The 20,530-nt window shown below is 62.7% G+C and carries 21 protein-coding genes; 5 read left to right on the forward strand and 16 right to left on the reverse strand.

Annotation, left to right across the window (positions count from 1 at the left end; translation table 11 throughout):
* Positions 1–117 precede the first annotated feature (117 nt).
* Genes R3217_06810 through R3217_06820 form a run of 3 tightly spaced genes read right to left on the reverse strand, consistent with a single transcriptional unit; the run spans position 118 to position 2,191 of the window.
* Complete coding sequence (locus R3217_06810; protein MDX1455146.1) at positions 118–843, reverse strand: zf-HC2 domain-containing protein; 726 nt, start codon at positions 841–843, stop codon at positions 118–120.
* Positions 743–1,384 (reverse strand): RNA polymerase sigma factor, encoded by a 642-nt coding sequence (locus tag R3217_06815; GenBank protein MDX1455147.1) that lies wholly within the window; start codon positions 1,382–1,384, stop codon positions 743–745. The genes R3217_06810 and R3217_06815 overlap by 101 nt, the downstream gene beginning before the upstream one ends.
* A gap of 60 nt (positions 1,385–1,444) precedes the next feature.
* Entirely contained in the window at positions 1,445–2,191 is a 747-nt protein-coding gene (locus tag R3217_06820; protein ID MDX1455148.1) for a hypothetical protein, read from the reverse strand.
* A gap of 140 nt (positions 2,192–2,331) precedes the next feature.
* Here R3217_06820 and R3217_06825 point away from each other — a divergent pair, with 140 nt between their 5' ends.
* Together R3217_06825 and R3217_06830 are read left to right on the forward strand one after the other, a co-directional pair.
* The gene (locus R3217_06825) at positions 2,332–3,258 is read left to right on the forward strand and encodes an ABC transporter ATP-binding protein (GenBank protein MDX1455149.1); all 927 of its coding nucleotides are present in this window, start codon (positions 2,332–2,334) and stop codon (positions 3,256–3,258) included.
* Positions 3,255–4,016 carry an ABC transporter permease gene (locus tag R3217_06830; GenBank protein MDX1455150.1) on the forward strand — a complete coding sequence of 254 codons (762 nt, stop codon included), beginning with the start codon at positions 3,255–3,257 and terminating at the stop codon, positions 4,014–4,016. The genes R3217_06825 and R3217_06830 overlap by 4 nt, the downstream gene beginning before the upstream one ends.
* A 1-nt stretch (position 4,017) precedes the next feature.
* Here R3217_06830 and R3217_06835 read toward each other — a convergent pair whose 3' ends face one another.
* The 7 genes from R3217_06835 to R3217_06865 form a co-directional block, all read right to left on the reverse strand.
* Positions 4,018–5,034, reverse strand: a complete 1,017-nt coding sequence (locus R3217_06835; GenBank protein MDX1455151.1) for a hypothetical protein — start codon at positions 5,032–5,034, stop codon at positions 4,018–4,020.
* A gap of 40 nt (positions 5,035–5,074) precedes the next feature.
* The gene (locus R3217_06840; protein ID MDX1455152.1) at positions 5,075–5,905 is read right to left on the reverse strand and encodes a DUF6159 family protein; all 831 of its coding nucleotides are present in this window, start codon (positions 5,903–5,905) and stop codon (positions 5,075–5,077) included.
* Between the two features lie 20 nt (positions 5,906–5,925).
* Positions 5,926–6,465 (reverse strand): hypothetical protein, encoded by a 540-nt coding sequence (locus R3217_06845; GenBank protein ID MDX1455153.1) that lies wholly within the window; start codon positions 6,463–6,465, stop codon positions 5,926–5,928.
* Positions 6,462–7,790, reverse strand: a complete 1,329-nt coding sequence (locus R3217_06850) for an MFS transporter (GenBank protein MDX1455154.1) — start codon at positions 7,788–7,790, stop codon at positions 6,462–6,464. Before R3217_06850 ends, R3217_06845 begins: the two co-directional genes overlap by 4 nt.
* A gap of 15 nt (positions 7,791–7,805) precedes the next feature.
* Positions 7,806–9,338 carry a cryptochrome/photolyase family protein gene (locus R3217_06855; GenBank protein MDX1455155.1) on the reverse strand — a complete coding sequence of 511 codons (1,533 nt, stop codon included), beginning with the start codon at positions 9,336–9,338 and terminating at the stop codon, positions 7,806–7,808.
* A 33-nt stretch (positions 9,339–9,371) separates the two neighbouring features.
* Positions 9,372–9,866, reverse strand: coding sequence for a MarR family transcriptional regulator (locus tag R3217_06860; protein ID MDX1455156.1), 495 nt, complete (start codon positions 9,864–9,866; stop codon positions 9,372–9,374).
* Between the two features lie 111 nt (positions 9,867–9,977).
* Positions 9,978–11,090, reverse strand: a complete 1,113-nt coding sequence (locus tag R3217_06865) for a DUF3187 family protein (GenBank protein MDX1455157.1) — start codon at positions 11,088–11,090, stop codon at positions 9,978–9,980.
* Positions 11,091–11,328: 238 nt separating this feature from the next.
* Here R3217_06865 and R3217_06870 point away from each other — a divergent pair, with 238 nt between their 5' ends.
* The gene (locus R3217_06870; GenBank protein MDX1455158.1) at positions 11,329–12,807 is read left to right on the forward strand and encodes an exonuclease domain-containing protein; all 1,479 of its coding nucleotides are present in this window, start codon (positions 11,329–11,331) and stop codon (positions 12,805–12,807) included.
* Between the two features lie 4 nt (positions 12,808–12,811).
* Here R3217_06870 and R3217_06875 read toward each other — a convergent pair whose 3' ends face one another.
* Genes R3217_06875 through R3217_06885 form a run of 3 tightly spaced genes read right to left on the reverse strand, consistent with a single transcriptional unit; the run spans position 12,812 to position 14,981 of the window.
* Positions 12,812–13,513: a glutamine amidotransferase gene (locus R3217_06875; protein MDX1455159.1), complete on the reverse strand. Its 702-nt coding sequence runs from the start codon at positions 13,511–13,513 to the stop codon at positions 12,812–12,814.
* The gene (locus tag R3217_06880; protein MDX1455160.1) at positions 13,510–13,917 is read right to left on the reverse strand and encodes a hypothetical protein; all 408 of its coding nucleotides are present in this window, start codon (positions 13,915–13,917) and stop codon (positions 13,510–13,512) included. Before R3217_06880 ends, R3217_06875 begins: the two co-directional genes overlap by 4 nt.
* Positions 13,917–14,981 carry a PA0069 family radical SAM protein gene (locus tag R3217_06885; protein ID MDX1455161.1) on the reverse strand — a complete coding sequence of 355 codons (1,065 nt, stop codon included), beginning with the start codon at positions 14,979–14,981 and terminating at the stop codon, positions 13,917–13,919. The genes R3217_06880 and R3217_06885 overlap by 1 nt, the downstream gene beginning before the upstream one ends.
* Positions 14,982–15,093: 112 nt before the next feature.
* Here R3217_06885 and R3217_06890 point away from each other — a divergent pair, with 112 nt between their 5' ends.
* On the forward strand, positions 15,094–16,143 hold the full coding sequence (locus R3217_06890) for a DUF2333 family protein (protein ID MDX1455162.1): 1,050 nt from the start codon (positions 15,094–15,096) through the stop codon (positions 16,141–16,143).
* An 80-nt stretch (positions 16,144–16,223) separates the two neighbouring features.
* Here the strand turns inward: R3217_06890 and R3217_06895 are convergent, their stop codons facing one another.
* From R3217_06895 to R3217_06905, 3 genes are all read right to left on the reverse strand, one after another.
* Complete coding sequence (locus R3217_06895; protein ID MDX1455163.1) at positions 16,224–16,781, reverse strand: carboxymuconolactone decarboxylase family protein; 558 nt, start codon at positions 16,779–16,781, stop codon at positions 16,224–16,226.
* Between the two features lie 150 nt (positions 16,782–16,931).
* A complete protein-coding gene (locus tag R3217_06900) occupies positions 16,932–19,085 on the reverse strand; it encodes an EAL domain-containing protein (GenBank protein ID MDX1455164.1) in 2,154 nt (717 codons plus the stop codon).
* A gap of 216 nt (positions 19,086–19,301) precedes the next feature.
* Entirely contained in the window at positions 19,302–19,922 is a 621-nt protein-coding gene (locus tag R3217_06905; GenBank protein MDX1455165.1) for a TetR/AcrR family transcriptional regulator, read from the reverse strand.
* Between the two features lie 151 nt (positions 19,923–20,073).
* Here R3217_06905 and R3217_06910 point away from each other — a divergent pair.
* Positions 20,074–20,530, forward strand: a 457-nt coding sequence (locus R3217_06910; protein MDX1455166.1) for a DUF4442 domain-containing protein, incomplete at its 3' end; no start/stop codon positions are given.

Raw genomic sequence — 20,530 nt, forward strand, 5'->3', positions numbered from 1 at the left:
GGTTGCGTGACAATCAGGCGCAAGGGATCGGATGCCGCCAGCGTGTCGCTGGCATGCACCGGGCCGCATAGCAGCAGGCTGCAGAGCAGGGCCGGCAACCAGTTGAGAACAGAGGACCTAGTCATCGCCGGCCGCCTCGCGGATCTCGACAGCCTGCACCTGTGGCATTTGCCGCAGTTCGCTGGCAAGGCGTTGCGGCTCCTGCCTGTCGGCCAGCGGGATCTCCAGCAGGATCGACTCGCCCATTGCAGATTCCGTCATGACCACCGCATCAAAACGCTCCAGCACGTTGCGCAAGTCGGCCAGTTCGGCATCGGGTGCAAAGGTGACTTGCAGGATCACGGAAGCCACTGCCGTCGGCGACGCACTGGTTGCCATTCGGAACCGAGGCTCCAGCAGCTGCGGACCCAGCAGGACGCCGACCACCAGTGCGGCACCCATGAACATGGCAGCAGCTTGCAGCATCCAGCGACGGTCACCGTGACGATTGTCGTTCGCAACGCGCTGCTGCAAGGCATCCCAGGCATCGCTCTCCGACAGGACATCATCGCGAGGGGCCGGATCGACGGGATGCAGGGCCTGGCGCAAGGAAGCAAGCCGGTCCGCTTCGCCAAGGCAGCTTGCGCAGTTTTCGAGGTGGTGACGAATCTCGGCTGCACGGGCATCGTCAAGACTCCCGTTGACGAACCAGGGAAGATCCATGTCGACCGTTTCACATGTGTTTGCCAAATCTGTTGTCATCTCACTCCCTCCCGGAATCATCCGCAGAGCTGGTCGTCGAGCCGGACTGCATATCGGGACTCGCCGTGGCCGGCAGGATCTCGCGCAACTTTCGGCGCGCATGGAACATCCTGGTCTTGACCGTGCTTTCAGGGCAGTCCATCACCTGCGCGATGTCACGCACCGACAAGCCTTCCATGAACGTCAGTTCGAGTACCTGGCGCTGCTCTGACGGCAGCATCGCCAGCCCGACTGCAATCCATTGCTTGAGTTCTGCCAAGGTGCCGGTATCGAGCGCCGGGTCAACCAGGGTTTCCAGCGGCGTCTCGGCAAGACGTCCCGCCTGGCGGCGACGGCGTTCGCAGAGCTTCAGGGCCTTGTTGCGGGCAATGCCGAAGATCCAGGTCGAAACCCGCGACTTGCCGGTGAACTGGCGGGCTTTCTTCCAGACAACCAGGAGTGTCTCGTTGACAGCCTCGTCCAGGTCTGCCGGCGCGCAACCAAGGGTCGTCAGGAAGCGATGCAGGCGTGGTCGGTAGATCGCATGGAGCTGCTTCAAGGCAGCCTGATCCTCCGCCACCAGGCGCTCGACCAGGATTCGTTCAGCTTGTTCTGCCTTGCTCTTCATGCCAGTGCCATCACGTCCTTGCAGCCAGCGCGCCATCGCAGCTTGCCACCCGTCTATCCCGGCTGGCGGCTCCAAGGTTCAATGGCCGCTGAAATTTCATGGCAAGGAAAACGAGCGACCGACACTGAAGCCGACAGATGTGCGATCGACCAGGGGATAGAACTCCCTCGCAGCATCTTCGACCTGCGAGATTCGAAGCTGCCAGTCGAGACCTTGCCAGCGCGACGCAAGCACCAGGCTGAGGTAGGCATGACTGGGAGGAATTCCGCTGGGATCGGCATGCCCTGCTGCCAGCGACAGCAGCAGGTCGGCCGTGAGTTCCCAATGCCGGGCAATGGCCAGGCGATCGATATCGTAGAGAATGAAGCGATCCAGTGGCGCGTAGTAGAGCGGGCGGTCGCGCTCCGTGCCGATCTCGACCTGCCATGGGCCGAAGCCGTAGTTCGCGGCCAGGCCGCGATAATCGGCCCGACGATCGGGCCCGTAGCTGTCACCGGACTGCGACCAGCGATAGTCCTGCAGTTCAAGCGCAAAGGTGTGGGGACCACGTGGCCAGCGAAAACCCAGCGCGGAGCTCAGGGCCCGGGTTGTCACTGCCGGGTAGCTCCGGCCATCCCCCGCGCCCACCAGGAATTCGCTGGCAACGTACCAGCCATCCCTGTGTGCAAATCGCAACGCGGCTGCAGCAAAGCCGTTATCACCGAGGTAATCGATGCCATCGATACTGCGATTCACGCCAGCCTCGAGGCGCAACGCGAGCGGTGCTGGTGCATAGCCCGGCTCGAATTCGCTCGGCTCCGGCAGGGCCGTGGTCAGCAGCAACAGTGTCAGCTCGGCAAGCACTTCAAACCCCTGGATGTCAGCATGCACCCCTACTCTAGACGCATGTAGCAACGCTGTCAGGCACACGGCTTGAGGTACACATGATTTGGAGCGATCATGCCCGACCATACCGACTTGCTTACCTGAGGAAGCCCGCTGTTATGGATGCCATCATTTCGGTCACGGATTTGCAGAAAACCTACGCCGGCGGCTTCCAGGCCCTCAGGAACATCAACCTGGACATACGACGAGGCGAGATCTTTGCCTTGCTGGGTCCGAACGGCGCCGGCAAGACCACCTTGATCAGCACCATATGCGGCATCGTCATGCCGAGCGCCGGCACCATTACCGCCGATGGCCACGATGTGATTGATGACTATCGGGCAGCGCGCTCCATCATCGGCCTGGTCCCGCAGGAACTGGCCACCAACCTGTTCGAAAGCGTCTGGGCCACGGTCAGCTTCAGCCGCGGCATGTTCGGCAAGCCGAAGAACCCCGCACTGGTCGAGAAGATCCTCAGGGACCTGTCGCTGTGGGACAAGCGCGGCGAGAAGATCATGAACCTGTCCGGCGGCATGAAACGCCGCGTCATGATCGCCAAGGCGCTGTCGCACGAACCTGACATCCTGTTCCTGGACGAACCGACAGCCGGGGTCGATGTCGAGCTCCGCCGTGACATGTGGGACATGGTGCGCGGCCTGCGCGACAAGGGTGTGACCATCATCCTGACAACGCACTACATCGAAGAAGCCGAGGAAATGGCGGATCGCATTGGCGTGATCAACCATGGCGAGATCATCCTCGTGGAAGAAAAGAATGCCTTGATGAGCCAGCTGGGCAAGAAGCAGCTGACGCTCAGCCTGCAGGAAGCGATTGCCGCGGTACCACCTGCACTGGCCGACCTGCCGGTGGAGCTTGCCGACGATGGCCACGCGCTGGTGTTCACCTTCGACAGTGCTCGCGACGAAACGGGCATCATCGATCTCCTGCGCAAGCTCGACCAGCTCGGCATCGAGTACAACGACCTGCATACCAGCCAGTCGTCGCTGGAAGACATCTTCGTGAACCTGGTGAGGAAGCCGCAATGAACGTGCATGCCATCATCGCCATCTACAAGTTCGAAATGGATCGCACGCGCCGCACCCTGATGGAGAGCATTTTCTCGCCGGTGCTGTCGACATCGCTGTATTTCATCGTGTTCGGCTCGGCGATCGGCTCGCGCATGGTCGAGATCGACGGCATCAGCTATGGCGCGTTCATCATTCCGGGCCTGCTGATGCTGTCGTTGCTGAACGAATCGATATCGAATGCCAGTTTCGGCATCTACTTTCCGAAATACACCGGCACGATCTACGAAGTGCTGTCGGCACCGGTATCGGCCTTCGAAATCGTCGTCGCCTATGCCGGCGCCGCGGCAAGCAAGTCGCTGATCCTCGGCACCCTGATACTCGTCACGGCACGCTTCTTCGTGGATTACGACATTGCCCATCCGTTCTGGACCTTCGGCTTCCTGGTGCTGACCTGCGTCACCTTCAGCCTGTTCGGTTTCGTGATCGGCATCTGGGCGGACAGTTTCGAGAAGCTGCAGATCATCCCGCTGATGGTCGTCACGCCGCTGACCTTTCTCGGCGGCAGCTTCTACTCGCTCGACATGCTGCCACCCTTCTGGCAGACAGTGACGCTGTTCAACCCGGTGGTCTACCTGATCAGCGGATTTCGCTGGGCGTTCTACGGCCAGGGCGATGTCAGCGTGGAGATCAGTGTCGGCATGACCTTCCTCTTCATGCTGCTCTGCCTGGCGGCGGTGTGGTGGATATTCCGCACGGGCTACAAGCTGAAGGAGTGATTCAGCGAGGGCCGACGACGCCGGTGCGGGCAAAGCGCCAGGCATCGGCGACTGCGCCATCCAGTCCCGCCCAGATCCAGTGGGGATCACGCAACCCGCCGCCAAGATGTTCCAGCTGCTCGACCAGGCGCTGGTGATCGTTCTGCACGAAGAACCAGGCCGCGGCGTTGACTCGGGCCAGGAAAGTGGTGGCCTTCTCCTCGTGCTGATCGCTGGCCAGTGATCGTTCGTAAGCGGTAATGGTCTCGGCGAGGACAGCCTGGTTCCGCGCGTAAAGCACGGCCGCATCGTCGTCGCCATCGAACATCCAGTGGTATTTCCAGCGCTCGAGGTGTGCCTTCGCGAGCACCATGTGCACGTCGCTGCCCTCAGGCGCGGCACCGGCTCGCTCGCGAGCGAACTCGAACATGGCAGCATGACTGCCACCCCACTTTTCACTCAGGGCGACCGTCATGTGAAGGTGTGCTGCCCAGTTGTCCGGGTCGCGGGCGATTGCCTGTTCGAAACATTGCCAGCGCGACTCCAGGGATTCGCCCCGCCAGGTCGCGACCATCACCAGGTAGGCCCAGGGTGTCGGATCGTCCGGTGACAGGCGTGCCGCTCGTTGCAGGGATTCGTCGCAGGCCTGCAGTTCGGTTTCGAAGTTGTCTGCCTTGCGTCTCGACACCTGGAAACCCCGACCATAACCGCGCGCCAGCCAGGCGCGGCGCAGCTGGCAAGCGCCTAGTACCAGCTGGGCATCGGCAGATTCCGGCTCGCGCCTGGCCCAGGCATCGATGCCCCGCTTCTTTGTCAGGGCGTGTGAACAGGCCAGCGTGAACAGGTAGCGGCCGGCATGCTCGTCGGTCGGCAGGGATTCCATGAAAGGGGGCAGCTCGGCGACACCACCCGCAAGTGCTGCGCGAATGTCACTGCGACCAAAGGCACTGTCATCCAGTCGCTTCTCCCTCAATACGCGAGGCAGGACGACAATGCCCAGCACCAGGCCCAGCAATACAAACAGCAATGCAGGTGACACGATAACTCCGAGTTGCTCCTGAAACGGGTTTGGCGCTGCTTCAGCGCTGGCGAATGGAAGTCGCGAGCAGCTCGCGATCGAAGCCGCTGGGCGCCTGGCCATCGCGAGCATAACGGTAGACAGCGGTCTGGTAGATGACCTGCAGGGCGGATTGCACGATGCCCAGGATCAGCAGGTAGACCGCCGCCAGGACGATACCGCCGATCACGCCATAGCCATTACCCAGGAAGATGCCGCCGAACACCAGCCCGACTGCGGGCAGGCTGAGCACGAAGAACACCAGGCCAAAACCGAGGTTGCCGATGATCTGCTCGCCCCATGACTGCTTCAGCAGTCGACCGGATTCCTTCAGCGCGTCGAACGGACCCCGGTCTTCGACCACCAGCACCGGCACGGCCAGGTAGGATGCGACCGTCCAGGCCAGGCCGATGAGGGCGACCACGATCTTGCCCGCAATTTGCGAACGTTCCTCGATCATCCGCAGGATGAAGCCGACGGTGCCGGCAACCACCGCCCAGGCAAAGACCTTGCCGATGCGATTCATTGCGGCATTCAATCCATCCTTCACGGTCGGGTCACCGCCATCCATGCGAATCATCGCGCAGGCAACAATCGCCGCGTTGAAAAAGATCACGATGAAATAACTCAGGACATAGAACAGGAACAGTCCGAGGTAGACCCAGTTTTCGTTTTCGGGATTGTCTTCAAGCCTTGCGAAGAAGTCGCTGCCGACCAGCGGCGCGATGAAGCTTGCCAGCAACAGCATGGTGAAGATGCCGGAGAGGACAGGAAAGACCATCAACTCCTTGTCCTGCCGCAGCACGGTTGCCGACGACTTCATCATTGCCCAGGTGCGCCCGAACTTGCCCATTTCCAACCCCTTTGTTCTTGTCAGTTGTCCTGCAGGTATCGATAACCGTACCAGGCCACCATGCCCCACAGGCCCAGCCATGAAAATACCGTGATGTAGCTCGCGATGACAGTGTCCTGCTGCAATACGCCCCAGCGCGTGAGCAGATAGGTCCAGTCATGCTGGCCGCCGCCGACCAATGGCAGGATCTGGCTCTGCGCATCACCGAGGTATCGCGCAATGTTCAGGCCGTTCTGGAAAAACCACATGCCGGCGATGGCCACGGAAAACGTATCGCCCTGCCGCCAGAAGACCAGCAACACCACCAGCGGCATCAGCAACTGCCCAAGCGTGCCGCCCAGCCAGCCCATGGTGTTGCCGAAGATGCCGAACAGCAGGTGGCCGAATTCATGGAAAGCGAGATTGACCGAATCGAGTATCGGCAGCCAGTCGGTGAAACTCTGGCTGTAGTACCAGGCCAGCCAGGCGGCAATGGCAGCCAGGCTGCCCAGCCGCAGCTTGCCGGCCGGCGCCCAGTCGGCCTGTCGCCAGCTGGCAAGCAGCTCGGCCAGGCGGCTCATGCCGACACGTCCGGCAGCCGCCACGAGGTCCACGCAGCCGCCAGGCCGACGCCAAGCAGCAACAGCAGCACGGCATCGATGCCCAGCCACTGGTCGATCACGCCAAGCGACATGCCGAGCAGGAGGATCACGCCCATCACCGTGTTGCTGACTGCCGTGTATTGCGCACGGTTCTCGCTGCTGGCCATGTCGACCAGGTAGGTCTTGCGACCGACACGCGCGCCATGGTGGGCGAGGGTGGCCAGGAAGACCAGGCTGGCGCCGACCAGCGCTTCATCCAGCAAGGCGGGCAGGAAGGCGGAGATCAACAAGGTCACTCCAATGACCAGCGAACTCAGCATGGCCGCTACCGTCATCACGCCTTCGCTGGAATCGTCCGACCAGCGCCCCCACACATTGCCGGAGACCATGCCGGACAGGCCGCTGGCAAGCAGCAGGTAACCCAGGTCCAGCAACTGGCCGTCACCCTGCCGCTGCAACAGCACGACCAGGTAGGGAATCGCGAAGGCCGAGGCAACCAGCAAGGCACGGGCAATGACGAAATGCCGGAAGTGAGGATCGCGGCGCAATACGCCGAGCGAGGCAAGCGCCTCGGTCACGGCATTGCCGCCCCCTTCGGTCGCACCCGGAACCTCGGGAATGGCGGCATAGGCAACAGCCGCCAGCAACCACATGCCGGCGGCGAACGCGAGCAGGCCCGCGAACAGCCAGGGATCACCCTGCTCGCGCGGCACCAGGACAATGATGAGAGCAACGAGCAGGCTGGCGAGTCCGGCAAAGGATGCGGCCGAACCACTGAGCCGACCGCGGCGCGACTTGGAAACCGTCTTGCCCAAGACGTCCTTGGCGGCCACCGAGCAGACTCCGCGGGCAAGACTGAAGACAACAAGCAGGCCGATGATGCTCCAGCCCAGCATGGCACCGCGCAGTGACAAGGCGGCAATGGCCATGCCCGACAAGGCCAGTGCCTGGCCGACGCTGCCGGTGACCCAGAAGAACTTGCGCAAGGGTCGCTCGCGCATGGCCTGCGCGATGAACAGTTGCGGCAGCAAGGCGAGGGATTCGCGGATCGGTACCAGCAAGCCGATGAAAAAGGCCGGCGCCGCAAGGCTGGCGAGCATCCAGGCCAGCACCAGCCGCGCGCTGACCAGCGCATCACCCAGCTTGGTTAGACTCAGTGCCAGCAGCTGGAAAGTGAAGGCGCGCGGTTGTTCATGGCAGGCCGACTCGGGAATGTCGCGACAGACGCGGGCATCCTCGTCTTCGGCCAGGTAACCGTACACCTGCTCGGCTAGACTGCGCTGCTGCCGGTCCGGCGAGTTCATGCTGCTCCCAATGCTTCAATCGTCACGTGCAAGCTCCTTCCTGAGTGTGTCGGCCTGCTGCCGGATCGCGTCCATATCGTCCTTCGACTTGCGCGCCAGGTTCTTCATCTGGAATCCCATGCGGTGATTGTTCGCGAGCGTCTCCTGGTGCCGGGCGAGGAAATCCCAGTACAGGGTGGTGAAGGGACAGGCCTTCTCGCCCGACGCCTGCTTTGGCTTGAAGCGGCACTGACCACAGTAATTAGACATGCGGTCGATGTAGGCACCGCTGGCGCAATAAGGCTTGGTGCCCACGATACCGCCATCGGCAAACTGTGACATCCCCTGCGCATTCGGCAGGGACACCCAGTCGACACTGTCGATGTACATGCTCATGTGCCAGGCATTGAACTGCCGTGGATCGATGCCGAAAAGCTGCGCAAACAGACCGAGCACCATCAGCCGCTGGATGTGATGCGCATAGGCATGCTGCTTCAGGTTGGTGACGGCATCGCGCATGCAGGCCATGTCGGTGTCGGCAGTCCAGTACAGCGCGGGCATGTCCTCGCGAGCGGCGAGTGCGTTCTTTTCTGCGTAGTCCGGCATGCAGTGCCAGTACAGGCCATGAATGTATTCACGCCAGCCGAGCACCTGCCGGATGAAGCCCTCGACCGCGTTGATCGGCGCCTTCCCCGCTTCGAAGGCCTGCAATGCGGCGTCGCAGGCTTCGCGTGGCGACAGCAAGCCAATGTTGAGATACGGCGACAGGATGGAATGATGCATGAAGGTTTCACCCTTCAGCATGGCGTCCTGGTAATCACCAAAGTGCGGCAGGTGGACGTCGACAAATCGATCGAGCGCGCGCTTCGCCTGCTCGCGCGTCACGGCCCAGTCGAAATCTTCCGCGTCTCCGGGATGATCGGCGAAACGGTCCTTGACCAGCGCAATGACATCGCGCGTGAGGTCATCGTTGCGCGCCCGATAAGGCGCGGGCAGGTCGAGCTCGCCGGCCGGCGCCTTGCGATTGTCCTTGTCGTAGTTCCACTGGCCACTGACCGGCTTGCCCTGGTCGTTCATCAGCATGCCGGTTCGCTTGCGCATGAAACGGTAGAAATCTTCCAGCAGGAAATCCTTGCGGCCGTCCGCCCACGCTTCGAAGGTGGCGCGCTGACAGAGGAACCGCGAGTCCTCGCGAATCTCGACCGGCAGGTCGAAGTCGCGCTCCCAGCGACGCACCATCTCCAGCACCCGCCAGTCGCCCGGCCAGGTCGTGACAATGCGGTCGCATTCGTTTTCTTCCAGGCAGGTGGCGATGGCGGCATCATGCGAAGCGGCAGCCGTCGCTCCGTCAAGCGCAAAATAGCGAACCCGGTGGCCGGCATCCTCGAGTTCGCTGGCGAAATGGCGCATCGCCGACAGGAACAGCACCAGCTTCTGCTGGTGATGCTTTACATGAGTGGTTTCCGCAATCGTCTCGGCGAGAACGACGACGTCGCCGGCGGAGACGTCATCCAGCGCACTGATATCGTGACTCAGCTGGTCACCGAATATCAGGCGCAAGGTCGGCATGGGCAGGGGGCCGGCGAGCAGCCAGCAGGAAAATCAGCTACCGAGCAACTGGCGCAGCTTGGCGAGGGAGGCGATTACCTGCTTCCGCTCGGCTTCCGGCATGTCATCGATACGCTTGTCGAGCTGCGCAACATGGGCCGGGAACACGTCGCGGAAGAGCTCGTCGCCCTTGTCGGTCAGCATGGCGCGCACGCAGCGGCGGTCGTCCGGGCAGGCCTTGCGTTCGACATAACCCTTGCTCTCGAGACGGTCGACAACACCGGTCAGGGTGGTCTTGGTGATCAGCGTGTTCTCGCCGATTTCCTTGAAGGTCATGCCCGGCTGGTTGCCCAGGGTACAGATCACGTCGAACTCGGCATTGGAGAGGCCACGGTGCTTGATGTCACCGGAACTGAAATCCGAGAACGCCTGGTACGCGCGCACGACTTCGCGAACGACGGCGAGGCACTGGCTTTGAGCGGCTTCCCGGGTCTTGTCCATGGTCGGTTTGCTGTCCTCGAGGTCCTGCGTGTTGAGTTTGACGTTCATGATCAGGGCTTGCTGTGTATGGTCACTGGATTCGGCCTTGGCCGGATTTGTCTTGATCCGGACGGTCCATTTAATTTGCTGTTTTGCGGCGCTCGTGTCAAATCGGGGCGCTTACAAGGACCAGCCCAGGCCCGCGTGGAAGCCGATGTCGGCGGTATTGGCGAAATTGATGACGTTCTCGGTCAGCGCAAAGGTGAAGTGCCACCGCTCCTGCTGCCAGCGCAGGCCGGCACTCAGCTGGACCTGGTTGGCTGCCAGCTCCGGATCGGTGCCCGCGGCGAACAGGCTTCGCGACAGGCTCAGTTGCAGGACGCTGCTCAGGCCATTGTCGGCAATGCGATGCTCCCAGGCCACGTTGGCACCAGGAATGAAGCGGTTCACCGCCTTGCCGAAGTTGTCCGAACCGCCAAAGTAGACGCCGGAAACACTGAAAAAGAGGCCGTCCCGAGACCACAGGCGCTGCCAGGAAACCTGCACCCCGGTATCGGCATGGCCCGAACTGAAGAACGGCACGTCCGCGCCCCAGGGCAGCTTCGCGGCGAGCTCCACGACCACGTCCCAATCGCCAAGCGCCAGGCCACGCCAACGGCCACCAATGACCGGATCCGCAAGGGCATTGGTGCGCGGCACGTCGGTGAGCATGCTCTGGGCCTCGCCCAGCTTGAAGAAGGCCTGGAAGGCGTCGCGGGCAACCAGGGGCCGGCCGAAATCATCAAAGCCGGCAGCATCGTGGAAGGATTCGATGGTGGAATCGAGAAAGCCCCCCGTGTAGTGATGCAGCGGCAGGATGCCGTAAACCGTCCAGTCATCATTGATCGCCCGGTGGACGGTCAGGTTCAGCACGCTGGTCGTGCCATCGAAGTAGAACGCGTCATCAGGCAGCGCGGCCAGCGCGGCAAAATCCTCGCCAGTCAGCGCAGCGCGGGTCCCCCGGGCTTCCAGGTAATCGGCCACGTTCCTGCTCATGATGAAGGTATTGCTGAACTCGAGGTTCGCCTCCAAGGCCCAGTTTTCCGGGTAGCGTGCCGACGCCGCAGTGGGCAGGAAGTCCAGGCGCTGCAGGGAAAACGGTGTCATGTCGCGCAAGCGCAACGGGCCGAGGAATGCGGCCGGGCCGGTGCCGCGCGCCGCAGCCGAGGCTTCGGCGGCACTTGCCGGTGCCATGCCGGCCGCCGCCAGCGCAAGCAGCAGGAAGGAGAGCGCCATGAATTTACTACGTATCATGATATTTCTTTTCCGGACTAAACAGCCGGATCCACACCAGGGTTCAAGGGTCGAGCGTGGCCGATCGCCGCGCCATGTCGCCATTTACGCAGGTACATGCGCGGGACGACGTCTATTTGGCCAAGGATTATATAGTCCGATTCCGGACTAATCAAATCCGGATATTTATTGATCCTGGCATCGCTAGCCCGCTGGCGGCCCGTTATGATGTGGGCCGGCCATGAACCCAAGAAACCGCATGCTTGACCGCCCCCTTGCCTTCGTCGACCTGGAAACCACCGGCACCAACCCGGTGCACGACCGGATCATCGAGATTGGCATCCTGCTCGTCGACGCGGACGGCAGTCGGCAGGAATGGTCCTCGCTGGTCGACCCCGGGACCGGCATACCGCCCTTTATCGAATCGCTGACCGGCATTTCGCCGGACATGGTGAAGTCCGCACCCAGCTTTGGTGACATTGCCGATGAGGTGCAGGACCTGCTGGGAGATCGCCTGTTCGTCGCGCACAACGCCCGCTTCGATTACAGCTTCCTGCGCAATGAATTCCAGCGCCGCGGCGTGCGCTTTCATCGCCAGCCGCTATGCACGGTGAAACTCTCGCGCAAGCTCTTCCCCGCGCAGTCACGGCACAACCTCGATGCGGTGGTCCGTGCCCATGGCCTGCCACGGCCGACCGAGCGCCACCGGGCACTGGATGATGCGCGGGTGCTGGCGGATTTTCTCGAGCATTGCTGTACGACACTCGAGAGGGAACATGTGGATGCCGCCATTGCACAACTGCTGAAGCGCACGTCCATCCCGAAGCAACTGGACGAGGCCGAGGTCAATCGACTGCCCGAGGCACCGGGGGTGTATCGCTTTTACGATGACAAGGGAACGTTGCTGTACATCGGCAAGAGCGTGAACATCCGCTCCCGCGTGCTGTCGCACTTTTCCTCGGACCATTCCAGTGGCAAGGAAATGACCCTCGCCCAGCAGGTGCGGCACATCGGTTTCACCGAGACCGCGGGCGAACTCGGTGCACTGTTGCTGGAGTCACGCGAGATCAAGGAACAACTGCCGATCATGAACCGGCGCCAGCGTCGACATGACAAGCTGTTTGCGCTGCACATGGACGACGACCCGGCCGCCAGGCCAATGGTCGAGATCATCACCCTCTCACCCGATGCCTTCAGCATGGAGGGCTTGCTGTTCGGTCCTTACCGCTCGCGCCGCGCGCTGGAAAACGACCTGCATGCGCTCGCGACGGAACATGGCTTCTGCCCGCGCTTGCTGGGACTGGAAAAAGCCAGCGCCCGCGAACGCGGCCGACCCTGTTTTGCGCGCCAGTTGAAACGTTGCCGGGGCGCTTGCGAGGGTGCGGAGACCGACCTGCAGCACTGGTTGCGCCTGCAAGAAGCGCTGGAAAGCTGGCGCTTTGCCAGGTGGCCCTTCGACGGTGCGATCGGCATCCGCGAAACGGCCGCAGACGGGCGCAAGGAGCTGCACCTGCTGGATAACTGGTGCTGGCTGGAAAGCATTTCGGCCGACGGGCTGGGCGATGATCCGGCCGGTACGCAGGCGGAACTGTTCGGTCCCGACGGCTTGCCCGAAGCGCTCGCCAGGCGTCGCGAGGGCAGCTTCGACCTGGACACCTACAAGATCCTGAAGCGCTACCTGCTGGGACGAAAACCGAAACTCAAGGCCGAGCAGGTCGTGAAGTTTCCGCCCCGCTGAGCCCTCACGCGCCGAGCGAATCCAGCCACTCGTTCAACAGCACCGCAGCCGGCTCCCGCAACTCATCTGCATGCCGCCGGGCGGCTGCCCGCAAGTCGCTTGCCTTCGGTTCCGATTGCGCAGCCAGCGCCCGGGAATGCCCCACGTACCAGGATTCCAGTGCTCGTGCGGTAACTTCGGGATGAAACTGCAGGCCCAGCACCCGCTCGCCCATGCTGAACGCCTGGACGGGGCAACTGGCAGTACTCGCCAGGCAGGTCGCCGTCGACGGCAATTCGATATTGTCGCTGTGCCAGTGGAAGACCGGTACCGCGTCGAGGTGTCGAACGCAGCTTTGCTGGCCATCGGGATGCAGGTCCAGGGTCGACCAGCCGATCTCGCGGGTGGCACCGGGCACGACGCGACCGCCCGCCGCCGCCGCGATCAATTGCGCACCCAGGCAGATGCCGAGCGTCGGTCGGCCCGCACCCAGGCGCTGCTCCAGCCAGTCGAGCTCGGCCTGGAGAAAGGGGTAATGGTCGCCATCATTCACACCGACCGGCCCGCCAAGGACAACGGCCAGCTCGCCCTGCCCCGGATCGGGGAGTGCATCGACGACAACATCGCAGTGTTGCAACTCATAGCGATTGGCAAGCGGCGCTTCCCAGGCATCGAGGCCCTCGAAAGGCAGGTGCCGCAGTACCACGCAGCCGGGCCTGTCACTCACTCCTGGTCACCCGCGTCGGGCGGTGAACACAGTGCGGCGACCTGCTGGCGAAAATGGCCCAGGTTGTTCGAGCGGTCGGCCACCACGATGTGCAATACGCGCTGGTCCTGCACCAGCAGCCAGCTGGTACTGCCCGCGTGACGTCGTACCAGGGCAAAGTCCAGCGCGGCATGGCCCGGCTGGCAGTGCGTTTCATAGCCATTGTTGCGCAACAGCTCGAGTGACCGGGGTCGCAAGGCCGGTGTCACCGCCACCAGGTCGCGCTCGCCATTGTCGTTGATGTGCTGGTAGACGGTCTGGCCCGCCACCGACAGCTGCTCGTTGCGCTCGAATCCGCTCGGCAAGGTGATGCCGCTCAGGGGCAGGACACTGGCCGCCAGCAGGAAGAATTCGTAGCCGCTCATCAGAACAGATCCTGCTGGCCACCACGCGAGGGTGGACGGAACTTGTCGGTGGCCAGGTCGCGAACTTCGCCCTGCGCCAGCCCGAGTCGCCGGCAGGCAAGGCGAAAACGTTGCGCGAGCAGGTCGGCAATGACGCCGCTGCCGCGCATGCGTTCACCAAATTCGGATGATGAGTCGGCACCATGGCGCGACTGGCGAACCAGGGACATGACGTGCTCGGCACGGTCCGGGTAGTGCGCTTCCAGCCAGTCCTTGAACAGGCCGGCCACCTCGCCTGGCAGGCGCAGGAAAATGTAGGCCGCGCGGGTGGCGCCGTGGGCGGCGGCAGCCTCCAGCAGCGACTCGAGTTCGTGGTCGGTGATCGCCGGGATGACAGGTGCCAGCAAGGCAGTGACCGGAATGCCGGCGGCGCTCAGCTCTTCCATCAGGGCAAGTCGCGTGGTGCCGCTGCTGGCACGCGGCTCGAGCCGTCGCTTCACTTCATTGTCCAGCGTGGTGAGGCTGATCGCCACGCTGGCGAGATCGTGGGCGGCGAGATCTGCCAGCAAGTCGATGTCGCGGCGGATCAGGCTGCCCTTGGTAATGATGGTGACCGGATGACGGGTCTCCACGAACACCTCGAGGATGCCGCGCGTCAGGCGGCAGGTTTTCTCGACGGGTTGGTAGGGGTCGGTATTGGCGCCGAGATTGATGATGCGACAACGGTAGCCGGGCCTTGCCAGCTCCTCCCGCAGCAAGCGGACGCTGTCCGGCTTCTGGAACAGGATGGTTTCGAAATCCAGCCCCGGGGAAAGATCGACGTAGGCATGGGCCGGCCGGGCGTAGCAATAGATGCAGCCATGCTCGCAGCCACGGTACATGTTGATGGACTGCTCGAAGGGCACATCCGGCGAATTGTTCCGACTGATAATGCTGCGCGCCCGCTCGATGCGCAGCTCGGTCGCGACGCTGTCCACGGGTGGTGCCGGATCGCGCTCGACCGTGGTGCTCGCATAGCGGCTGGCGGGCCTGGCGCCCGTGCCACGCCCGCGGGGTGAAGCCTGGCTGTTGCCTTTCGAATTCATCCGGTGATTCTGCGCCCGGCGAGACGCGGGCTCAAGCCGGTGCTGCGCGCGGCCCTGCCGGTCGCCTGGCCAACTGGTAGACTGTACTGGCACATCAACGGAGGGAAGCGACATGGGCTGGTTCAAGCGTGACAATGACGACCTGGCAAGGGACCTTGCCGATGACGTGTCTGGCGAAGGCCGCATCAGCCGACGCTTGCTGCGCAAGCTCCAGCTTGGCGGGGCCTCGGGAGCCATCGTCCTGTTGCTGGTCCTGATGCTGGCACTTGGCTGGTACTGGTCGCGCAGCCCGGACGTGTTCTGGGTCAGCGACAGCATCGACGGCAGGCAGGCGCCGGTGGGCTATGCCAGTGCCGATGCGGCCATCAAGACCATGGGCACCTTGCTGGACAAGCCTGGCGGCTGGCTGTCGAACGACGTCACGCCACCGTCGATCGTGCTGGATAACATCCCGAACTTCGAATACGGCGCACTGGTGCAGATCCGCGACTACACCCGCACGCTCCGCAACGATTTTTCGCGTTCGCAGTCGCAGTCCATCGAAGACCCGGACCTGTCGGTGGCCGACCCGGCCTTCCACTTCAACCATGATTCCTGGATCCTGCCGCGCACCGAGGCCGAGTACCGCAAGGGCGTCAGGGCGCTGGAACGCTACCGCACGCGCCTGGCCGAGGGTGATGCCGCCTTCTACGCACGCGCCGACAACCTGCGGCAATGGTTGTCCATCGTCGAGAAGCGCCTCGGTGACCTGTCGCAACGGCTGGCGGCAAGTGTCGGCCAGCGTCGAGTCAACACGGCACTGGCCGGTGACCCCAGCGCCACATCTGCCACACCCAGCGATGGCGATCTCAACGTCAAGACGCCGTGGCTTCAGATCGACGACGTGTTCTACGAAGCACGCGGCAGTGCCTGGGCACTGACGCATTTGCTGCGTGCTGCCGAGCTGGATTTCAAGGATGTGCTGAAGGACAAGAATGCCGAGATCAGCCTGCGCCAGGTCATTCGCGAACTGGAATCCACCCAGCAGACACTGATGTCGCCCATCGTGCTGAACGGTTCCGGCTTCGGCATGTTTGCCAATCACTCGCTGGTGATGGCCTCCTACCTGTCGCGTGCCAATGCGGCCGTCATCGACCTGCGGGAATTGCTCGACCAGGGCTGACGGCTGTTTGCAGCCACAAAAAAAAGCCCGGCAATGCCGGGCTTTTTTCATGCCACGAGCAACGTGGCTGATGGTGCCGATCAGGCAGCCTGCTTCCATTCCATCGGTGCAAGCTCGTCGTCCAGCGGCGTGTCGGCGATGTGGTTGGTGTAGTTCGACAAGGTCTTCATCGTTACACCCAGGATCACCGCGAGCACGTGCTGCTGCTCGTAGCCGGCATCGAGAAAGGCCTTGATGGTGTCGTCGGACACCCAGCCACGCTGGTCGACCACGGCGGCCGTGAACTGGCGCAGCGCCTCCAGCTTGTCATCGCTGTCGATGGCCTTGCCGTCTCGCAGCGCATCGATGATGTCGTTGTCGAGGCCGGCCGACCTGGCACCGCCGGTGTGCGCTGCCATGCAGTAGCCGCACTCGTTCAGGCGGCTGGCCGTGAGCAGCACGACCTGGCGTTCCTTTGCGTCGAGACCGGACTTTGCGATCAGGCCATCAAGCGTGGCGTAGGCCTCCAGCACCGCCGGGTTGTGGGACATCACGCCGAACAGGTTCGGCAGGAAGCCCATGCTCTTTTCGAGCTTGCCGAGCGTTTCGCGGGCGGCTTCAGGGGACTGATCAATGGTGTTGGGATGGAGAATATCCATATCGAGCACCTCCTAGGTCATCCGGAGGAGAATTGCGACGGGACTTCCGGAGAAATCCGCCGACCTGCCGCGCTGACAGGGTTTTTAGTTCGATCTCGGACTATGTTAACGAGACTGGAGAAAAAAATCAAATGGGAACAATGAGTTAGCTCACATGTTGGCGGCGCGCTTGACCCGAACCTTGGGGTTTTCGCCAATCCAGCGAATGAAATCGCGGTTGGAAATCGGCCTCGATATGAGGTGTCCCTGGACCTCGTGGCAGCCCTGGCGCGACAGGAAGAAAAGCTGTTCGAGCTGCTCGACACCCTCGGCGATCACGTCAAGTTTCAGGGCGTGGGCCAGGGCGATGATGGCGCTGGCAATGGCCGCATCGTTGGCATCGTCGATGACATCGCGCACGAAACTCTGGTCGATCTTCAGCTTGTGGATGGGGAATCGCTTGAGGTAGTTCAACGACGAATAGCCGACACCGAAATCGTCCACCGAAATGGTCACGCCCAGGGCGTTGAGTTTCTCCAGGGTACGAATGGTCGAATCGATCTTGCTCGCCAGCGTCCCCTCGGTGATCTCGATATTCAGGCGCTTCGGCTCGATGTCGTACTCGTCAAGGGCGCGGGCAATGTCGCCCACCAGGTCGCGCTTGGAGAACTGCCGCGACGACAGGTTCACGGCTATGCGCACTTCCGGCAGGCCCATGGTCTTCCAGCCCTTGGCATGGCGGCAGACCTCGCGTATCACCCAGTCACCGACATCGATGATCAGGCCGGTTTCCTCCAGCAGCGGGATGAAGCGGTTCGGTTCGACAATGCCATGCTCGGGGTGCTCCCAGCGCAACAGGGCCTCGACGCCAACGACCTCGGAGGTATCGATGGAGACTTGCGGCTGGTAGTAGACCACGAACTCCTGGCGTTCGACTGCCCGGCGCAATTCCTGCTCGAGTTCGACGCGGGCCGTGTCTTCCTCGCCCTCGACTTCGGAATAGAAACGGTAGGTGTTCTTGCCGACTTGCTTGGCGCGGTACATTGCCGAGTCGGCCTTGCGCAACAAGGTGTTCACGTCCTCGCCATCGGCCGGGAAGCGCGACACGCCAATGGAGCCGGTAACGTACATCTCGCGGCCGTCCAGCAGGAAGGGCTTTGCCAGCGAGCTGGTGATCTTGCGCGCCACGTTGGATACATCGGTCATGCTGGCCACGCCTTCCAGCACGATGGCAAACTCGTCGCCGCCAAGACGCGCAACCGTGTCCTGTTCGCGAATCTTCGACTGCAGGCGCGCAGCCACCTCGCCAAGGAAACGGTCGCCGAAGTGATGGCCGACGGTGTCATTGATGGCCTTGAAGCCATCGAGGTCGAGGAACAGCACGGCAACCTGTTCGTTTTCGCGCGCCGCCCTCACCAGGGCCTGCTGCACCCGATCCAGCAGCAGCACGCGATTGGGCAAGCCTGTCACCGAGTCATGGTGAGCGATGTACTCGAGCTTCTCCTGGGCACGAATCCGCTCGGAAATGTCGACGCCGGTGGCAATGAAATGGGTAATGTTGCCGTGCGCATCCTTCAGCGGGGTGATGGTCTTTTCTTCGTGGAAAGTGCTGCCATCCTTGCGCTTGTTGATCAGCTCGCAGCGGAACATTTCGCCGCGGTTGATGGTTTCCCACATTTCCTTGAACAGCGCCTCGTCATGCTCCTCGGAGCGCAACAGGTCCGGTGTCTTGCCAATGATTTCCTCGCGACGGTAGCCAGTGATCGCCTCGAAGGCCGGATTGACGTATTCGATATGGCCTTTCTTGTTGGTGACCATCACGGCGTCGGCCGCATGGGTCAGCGCCGACGACAGCTTCAACATCTCGGCCTGGGCACGACGGCGCTTGGCAACTTCCTTGCTGAGGCGCTTGCGCTGGTCCATGGACTCGCGCTCCGCCACCAGCAGTCGTTCCTTCATCTCGTCCAGCGACAGCTGTTCCCGCTGCAGGCGCTTGAGCTGGGCGACAACGCCATCGACCAGGCTGACAGGGTTGCCGGCATCTTCCAGCTCCAGGCCAGAGTGATCCTGCAGTTTCTTCAGGGCCACGGAGACCGGCAAGGGCAGGGCCGCAGCACGCTGCAGCCGAGCGAGCTTCCGGCCGAAGTGAATGCGCAACACCACGCCGACCATCAACAGCAGGGCAGCCAGCGTGCCGAAACGCCAGGCATTGCTGATCGACTCGTCGAACAGGAAGGCATCCAGCAGCGCGTACAGCAACGCGACCAGCGCCAGCGCAACCAGCGTGGCGGTCACGACCGAGCGCAGCAGGCCCTGTGCCTGCATGCCTGCCTGTGTATGTGCTTGCGATGGCAAAACGGTGGTCCCCCGACCAGCCCGAGAATCCCCATGCCCTGCCCTCGTTGAAGCAAGGCCTTCCCGGTCAGCGACTGCGTTGAAATGAACAAAAAAACTCCATCGCTTATACCAGAGGCAGATGGCCCAGCGCCATACCCGGGAGGTAATTTCCCGAGCGCACGGCCGCGAATGGCACCCGGAGCGCTAGCCTTGGGAAACGCTGAACAAGCGGTAGGCCGTGTTTTCCAGCTCTTCCAGGACCGCCTGCTCGTCCGGCAGCGATTCGCTGCTGCCGGCGACGACATGGCGCGCCGAGACCAGCAAGCCCAGGAAGCGGCTCAATGCCTGCTGCGCGGCCTCGCTGTCGGCAACACGTCGCCGGTCCGACAACACCAGCGCCGCCTGCCTGAGCCGCGCCTCCTGTCGCTGCCGTGCAGCCAGCAATGCCGGGCGGTCCAGGCCGCGTTCCAGCACGGGCCGCAGCAGGCTGGCGAGCGGCCCCAGGCGGGGCGCCCTGGCCAGCGAGTCGACCAGCTCGCCCACCAACTGCAGCAAGGGATCGTCGAGCTGCTGGGCGCTGTCGATGACACGGCGCTCCATCTCCACCAGCCAGTCGTCCAGTGCCCGCTCGTACAGGCTGATGAAAATGGCCTCTCGGCTGGGAAAATAGGTATACAGGCTGCCCTTGGCGAGCGTCGCCCGCTCGGCAATCAGGCTGGCACTGGCTTGCTCGTAACCGAGGCGGTCGAAGAGTTCGGCCGCCGCCTGCAGGATCTGCTCCCGTCGGGCCGCCTTGGCCGCTGTTGATGTGGCACGAGTCGACATGACGACATTATAGGTGACTATTGGTCAGTTATTAATGACCACTGGTCATTTATTGTCAGGCTTGCCAGGCCCTTGCCTGCCGCTTGCAGCCAAGCCGCCGCGACTCGGCTATCCTGCTAGTTACCGGCTTTGCCAAGGAGCTAGACGATCCATGCCAGCGACCGACAACAACCAGCCAGTCAGCCGCCTGGCGCGCAAGGTCGCGCAGGTGGAGCGTTTTCCGCGATTCCTGCAGGCCTGGCTGCTGAACTTCGCCATCCATCGGGCCATTCCCTATACCGGCACCAGCCGGGTGGAATTGATGGAGGTGGATGGTCGGCATTGCCGGATGCGGATCCGCAGTCATCACCGGGTTCACAACCATATCCAGACCATTCATGCCGCGGCTGCCGCCTTGCTGGCCGAATCCGCTTCCGGGCTGGCATTCGGCTGGCATTTGCCGGATGACAAGCTGCCGCTGTTGAAGCGGATGAACATCCGCTATGTCTCGCTGCTGGAAGGCGACCTCGAGGCCACGGCATCGGTCGATGTGGCAGATCGCCAGCGCATGCAGCAGGACGAGCGCGGCGACACGGTGGTCAGCGTCGTGCTGACCGATTCGGCCGGCA

It is taken from the genome of Gammaproteobacteria bacterium (assembly GCA_033720895.1).
Classification (GTDB): Bacteria; Pseudomonadota; Gammaproteobacteria; order Natronospirales; family JAJUFS01; genus JAWWBS01.

Bases quoted from the DNA above. Each gene is read 5' to 3' on its own strand.
- R3217_06810 (MDX1455146.1), bottom strand. From the start codon at position 843: ATGCGCGCCGAAAGTTGCGCGAGATCCTGCCGGCCACGGCGAGTCCCG.
- R3217_06815 (MDX1455147.1), bottom strand. From the start codon at position 1,384: ATGGCGCGCTGGCTGCAAGGACGTGATGGCACTGGCATGAAGAGCAAG.
- R3217_06825 (MDX1455149.1), top strand. From the start codon at position 2,332: ATGGATGCCATCATTTCGGTCACGGATTTGCAGAAAACCTACGCCGGC.
- R3217_06830 (MDX1455150.1), top strand. From the start codon at position 3,255: ATGAACGTGCATGCCATCATCGCCATCTACAAGTTCGAAATGGATCGC.
- R3217_06840 (MDX1455152.1), bottom strand. From the start codon at position 5,905: ATGGGCAAGTTCGGGCGCACCTGGGCAATGATGAAGTCGTCGGCAACC.
- R3217_06845 (MDX1455153.1), bottom strand. From the start codon at position 6,465: ATGAGCCGCCTGGCCGAGCTGCTTGCCAGCTGGCGACAGGCCGACTGG.
- R3217_06850 (MDX1455154.1), bottom strand. From the start codon at position 7,790: ATGAACTCGCCGGACCGGCAGCAGCGCAGTCTAGCCGAGCAGGTGTAC.
- R3217_06855 (MDX1455155.1), bottom strand. From the start codon at position 9,338: ATGCCGACCTTGCGCCTGATATTCGGTGACCAGCTGAGTCACGATATC.
- R3217_06860 (MDX1455156.1), bottom strand. From the start codon at position 9,866: ATGAACGTCAAACTCAACACGCAGGACCTCGAGGACAGCAAACCGACC.
- R3217_06865 (MDX1455157.1), bottom strand. From the start codon at position 11,090: ATGATACGTAGTAAATTCATGGCGCTCTCCTTCCTGCTGCTTGCGCTG.
- R3217_06870 (MDX1455158.1), top strand. From the start codon at position 11,329: ATGCTTGACCGCCCCCTTGCCTTCGTCGACCTGGAAACCACCGGCACC.
- R3217_06880 (MDX1455160.1), bottom strand. From the start codon at position 13,917: ATGAGCGGCTACGAATTCTTCCTGCTGGCGGCCAGTGTCCTGCCCCTG.
- R3217_06885 (MDX1455161.1), bottom strand. From the start codon at position 14,981: ATGAATTCGAAAGGCAACAGCCAGGCTTCACCCCGCGGGCGTGGCACG.
- R3217_06890 (MDX1455162.1), top strand. From the start codon at position 15,094: ATGGGCTGGTTCAAGCGTGACAATGACGACCTGGCAAGGGACCTTGCC.
- R3217_06895 (MDX1455163.1), bottom strand. From the start codon at position 16,781: ATGGATATTCTCCATCCCAACACCATTGATCAGTCCCCTGAAGCCGCC.
- R3217_06900 (MDX1455164.1), bottom strand. From the start codon at position 19,085: ATGCAGGCACAGGGCCTGCTGCGCTCGGTCGTGACCGCCACGCTGGTT.
- R3217_06905 (MDX1455165.1), bottom strand. From the start codon at position 19,922: ATGTCGACTCGTGCCACATCAACAGCGGCCAAGGCGGCCCGACGGGAG.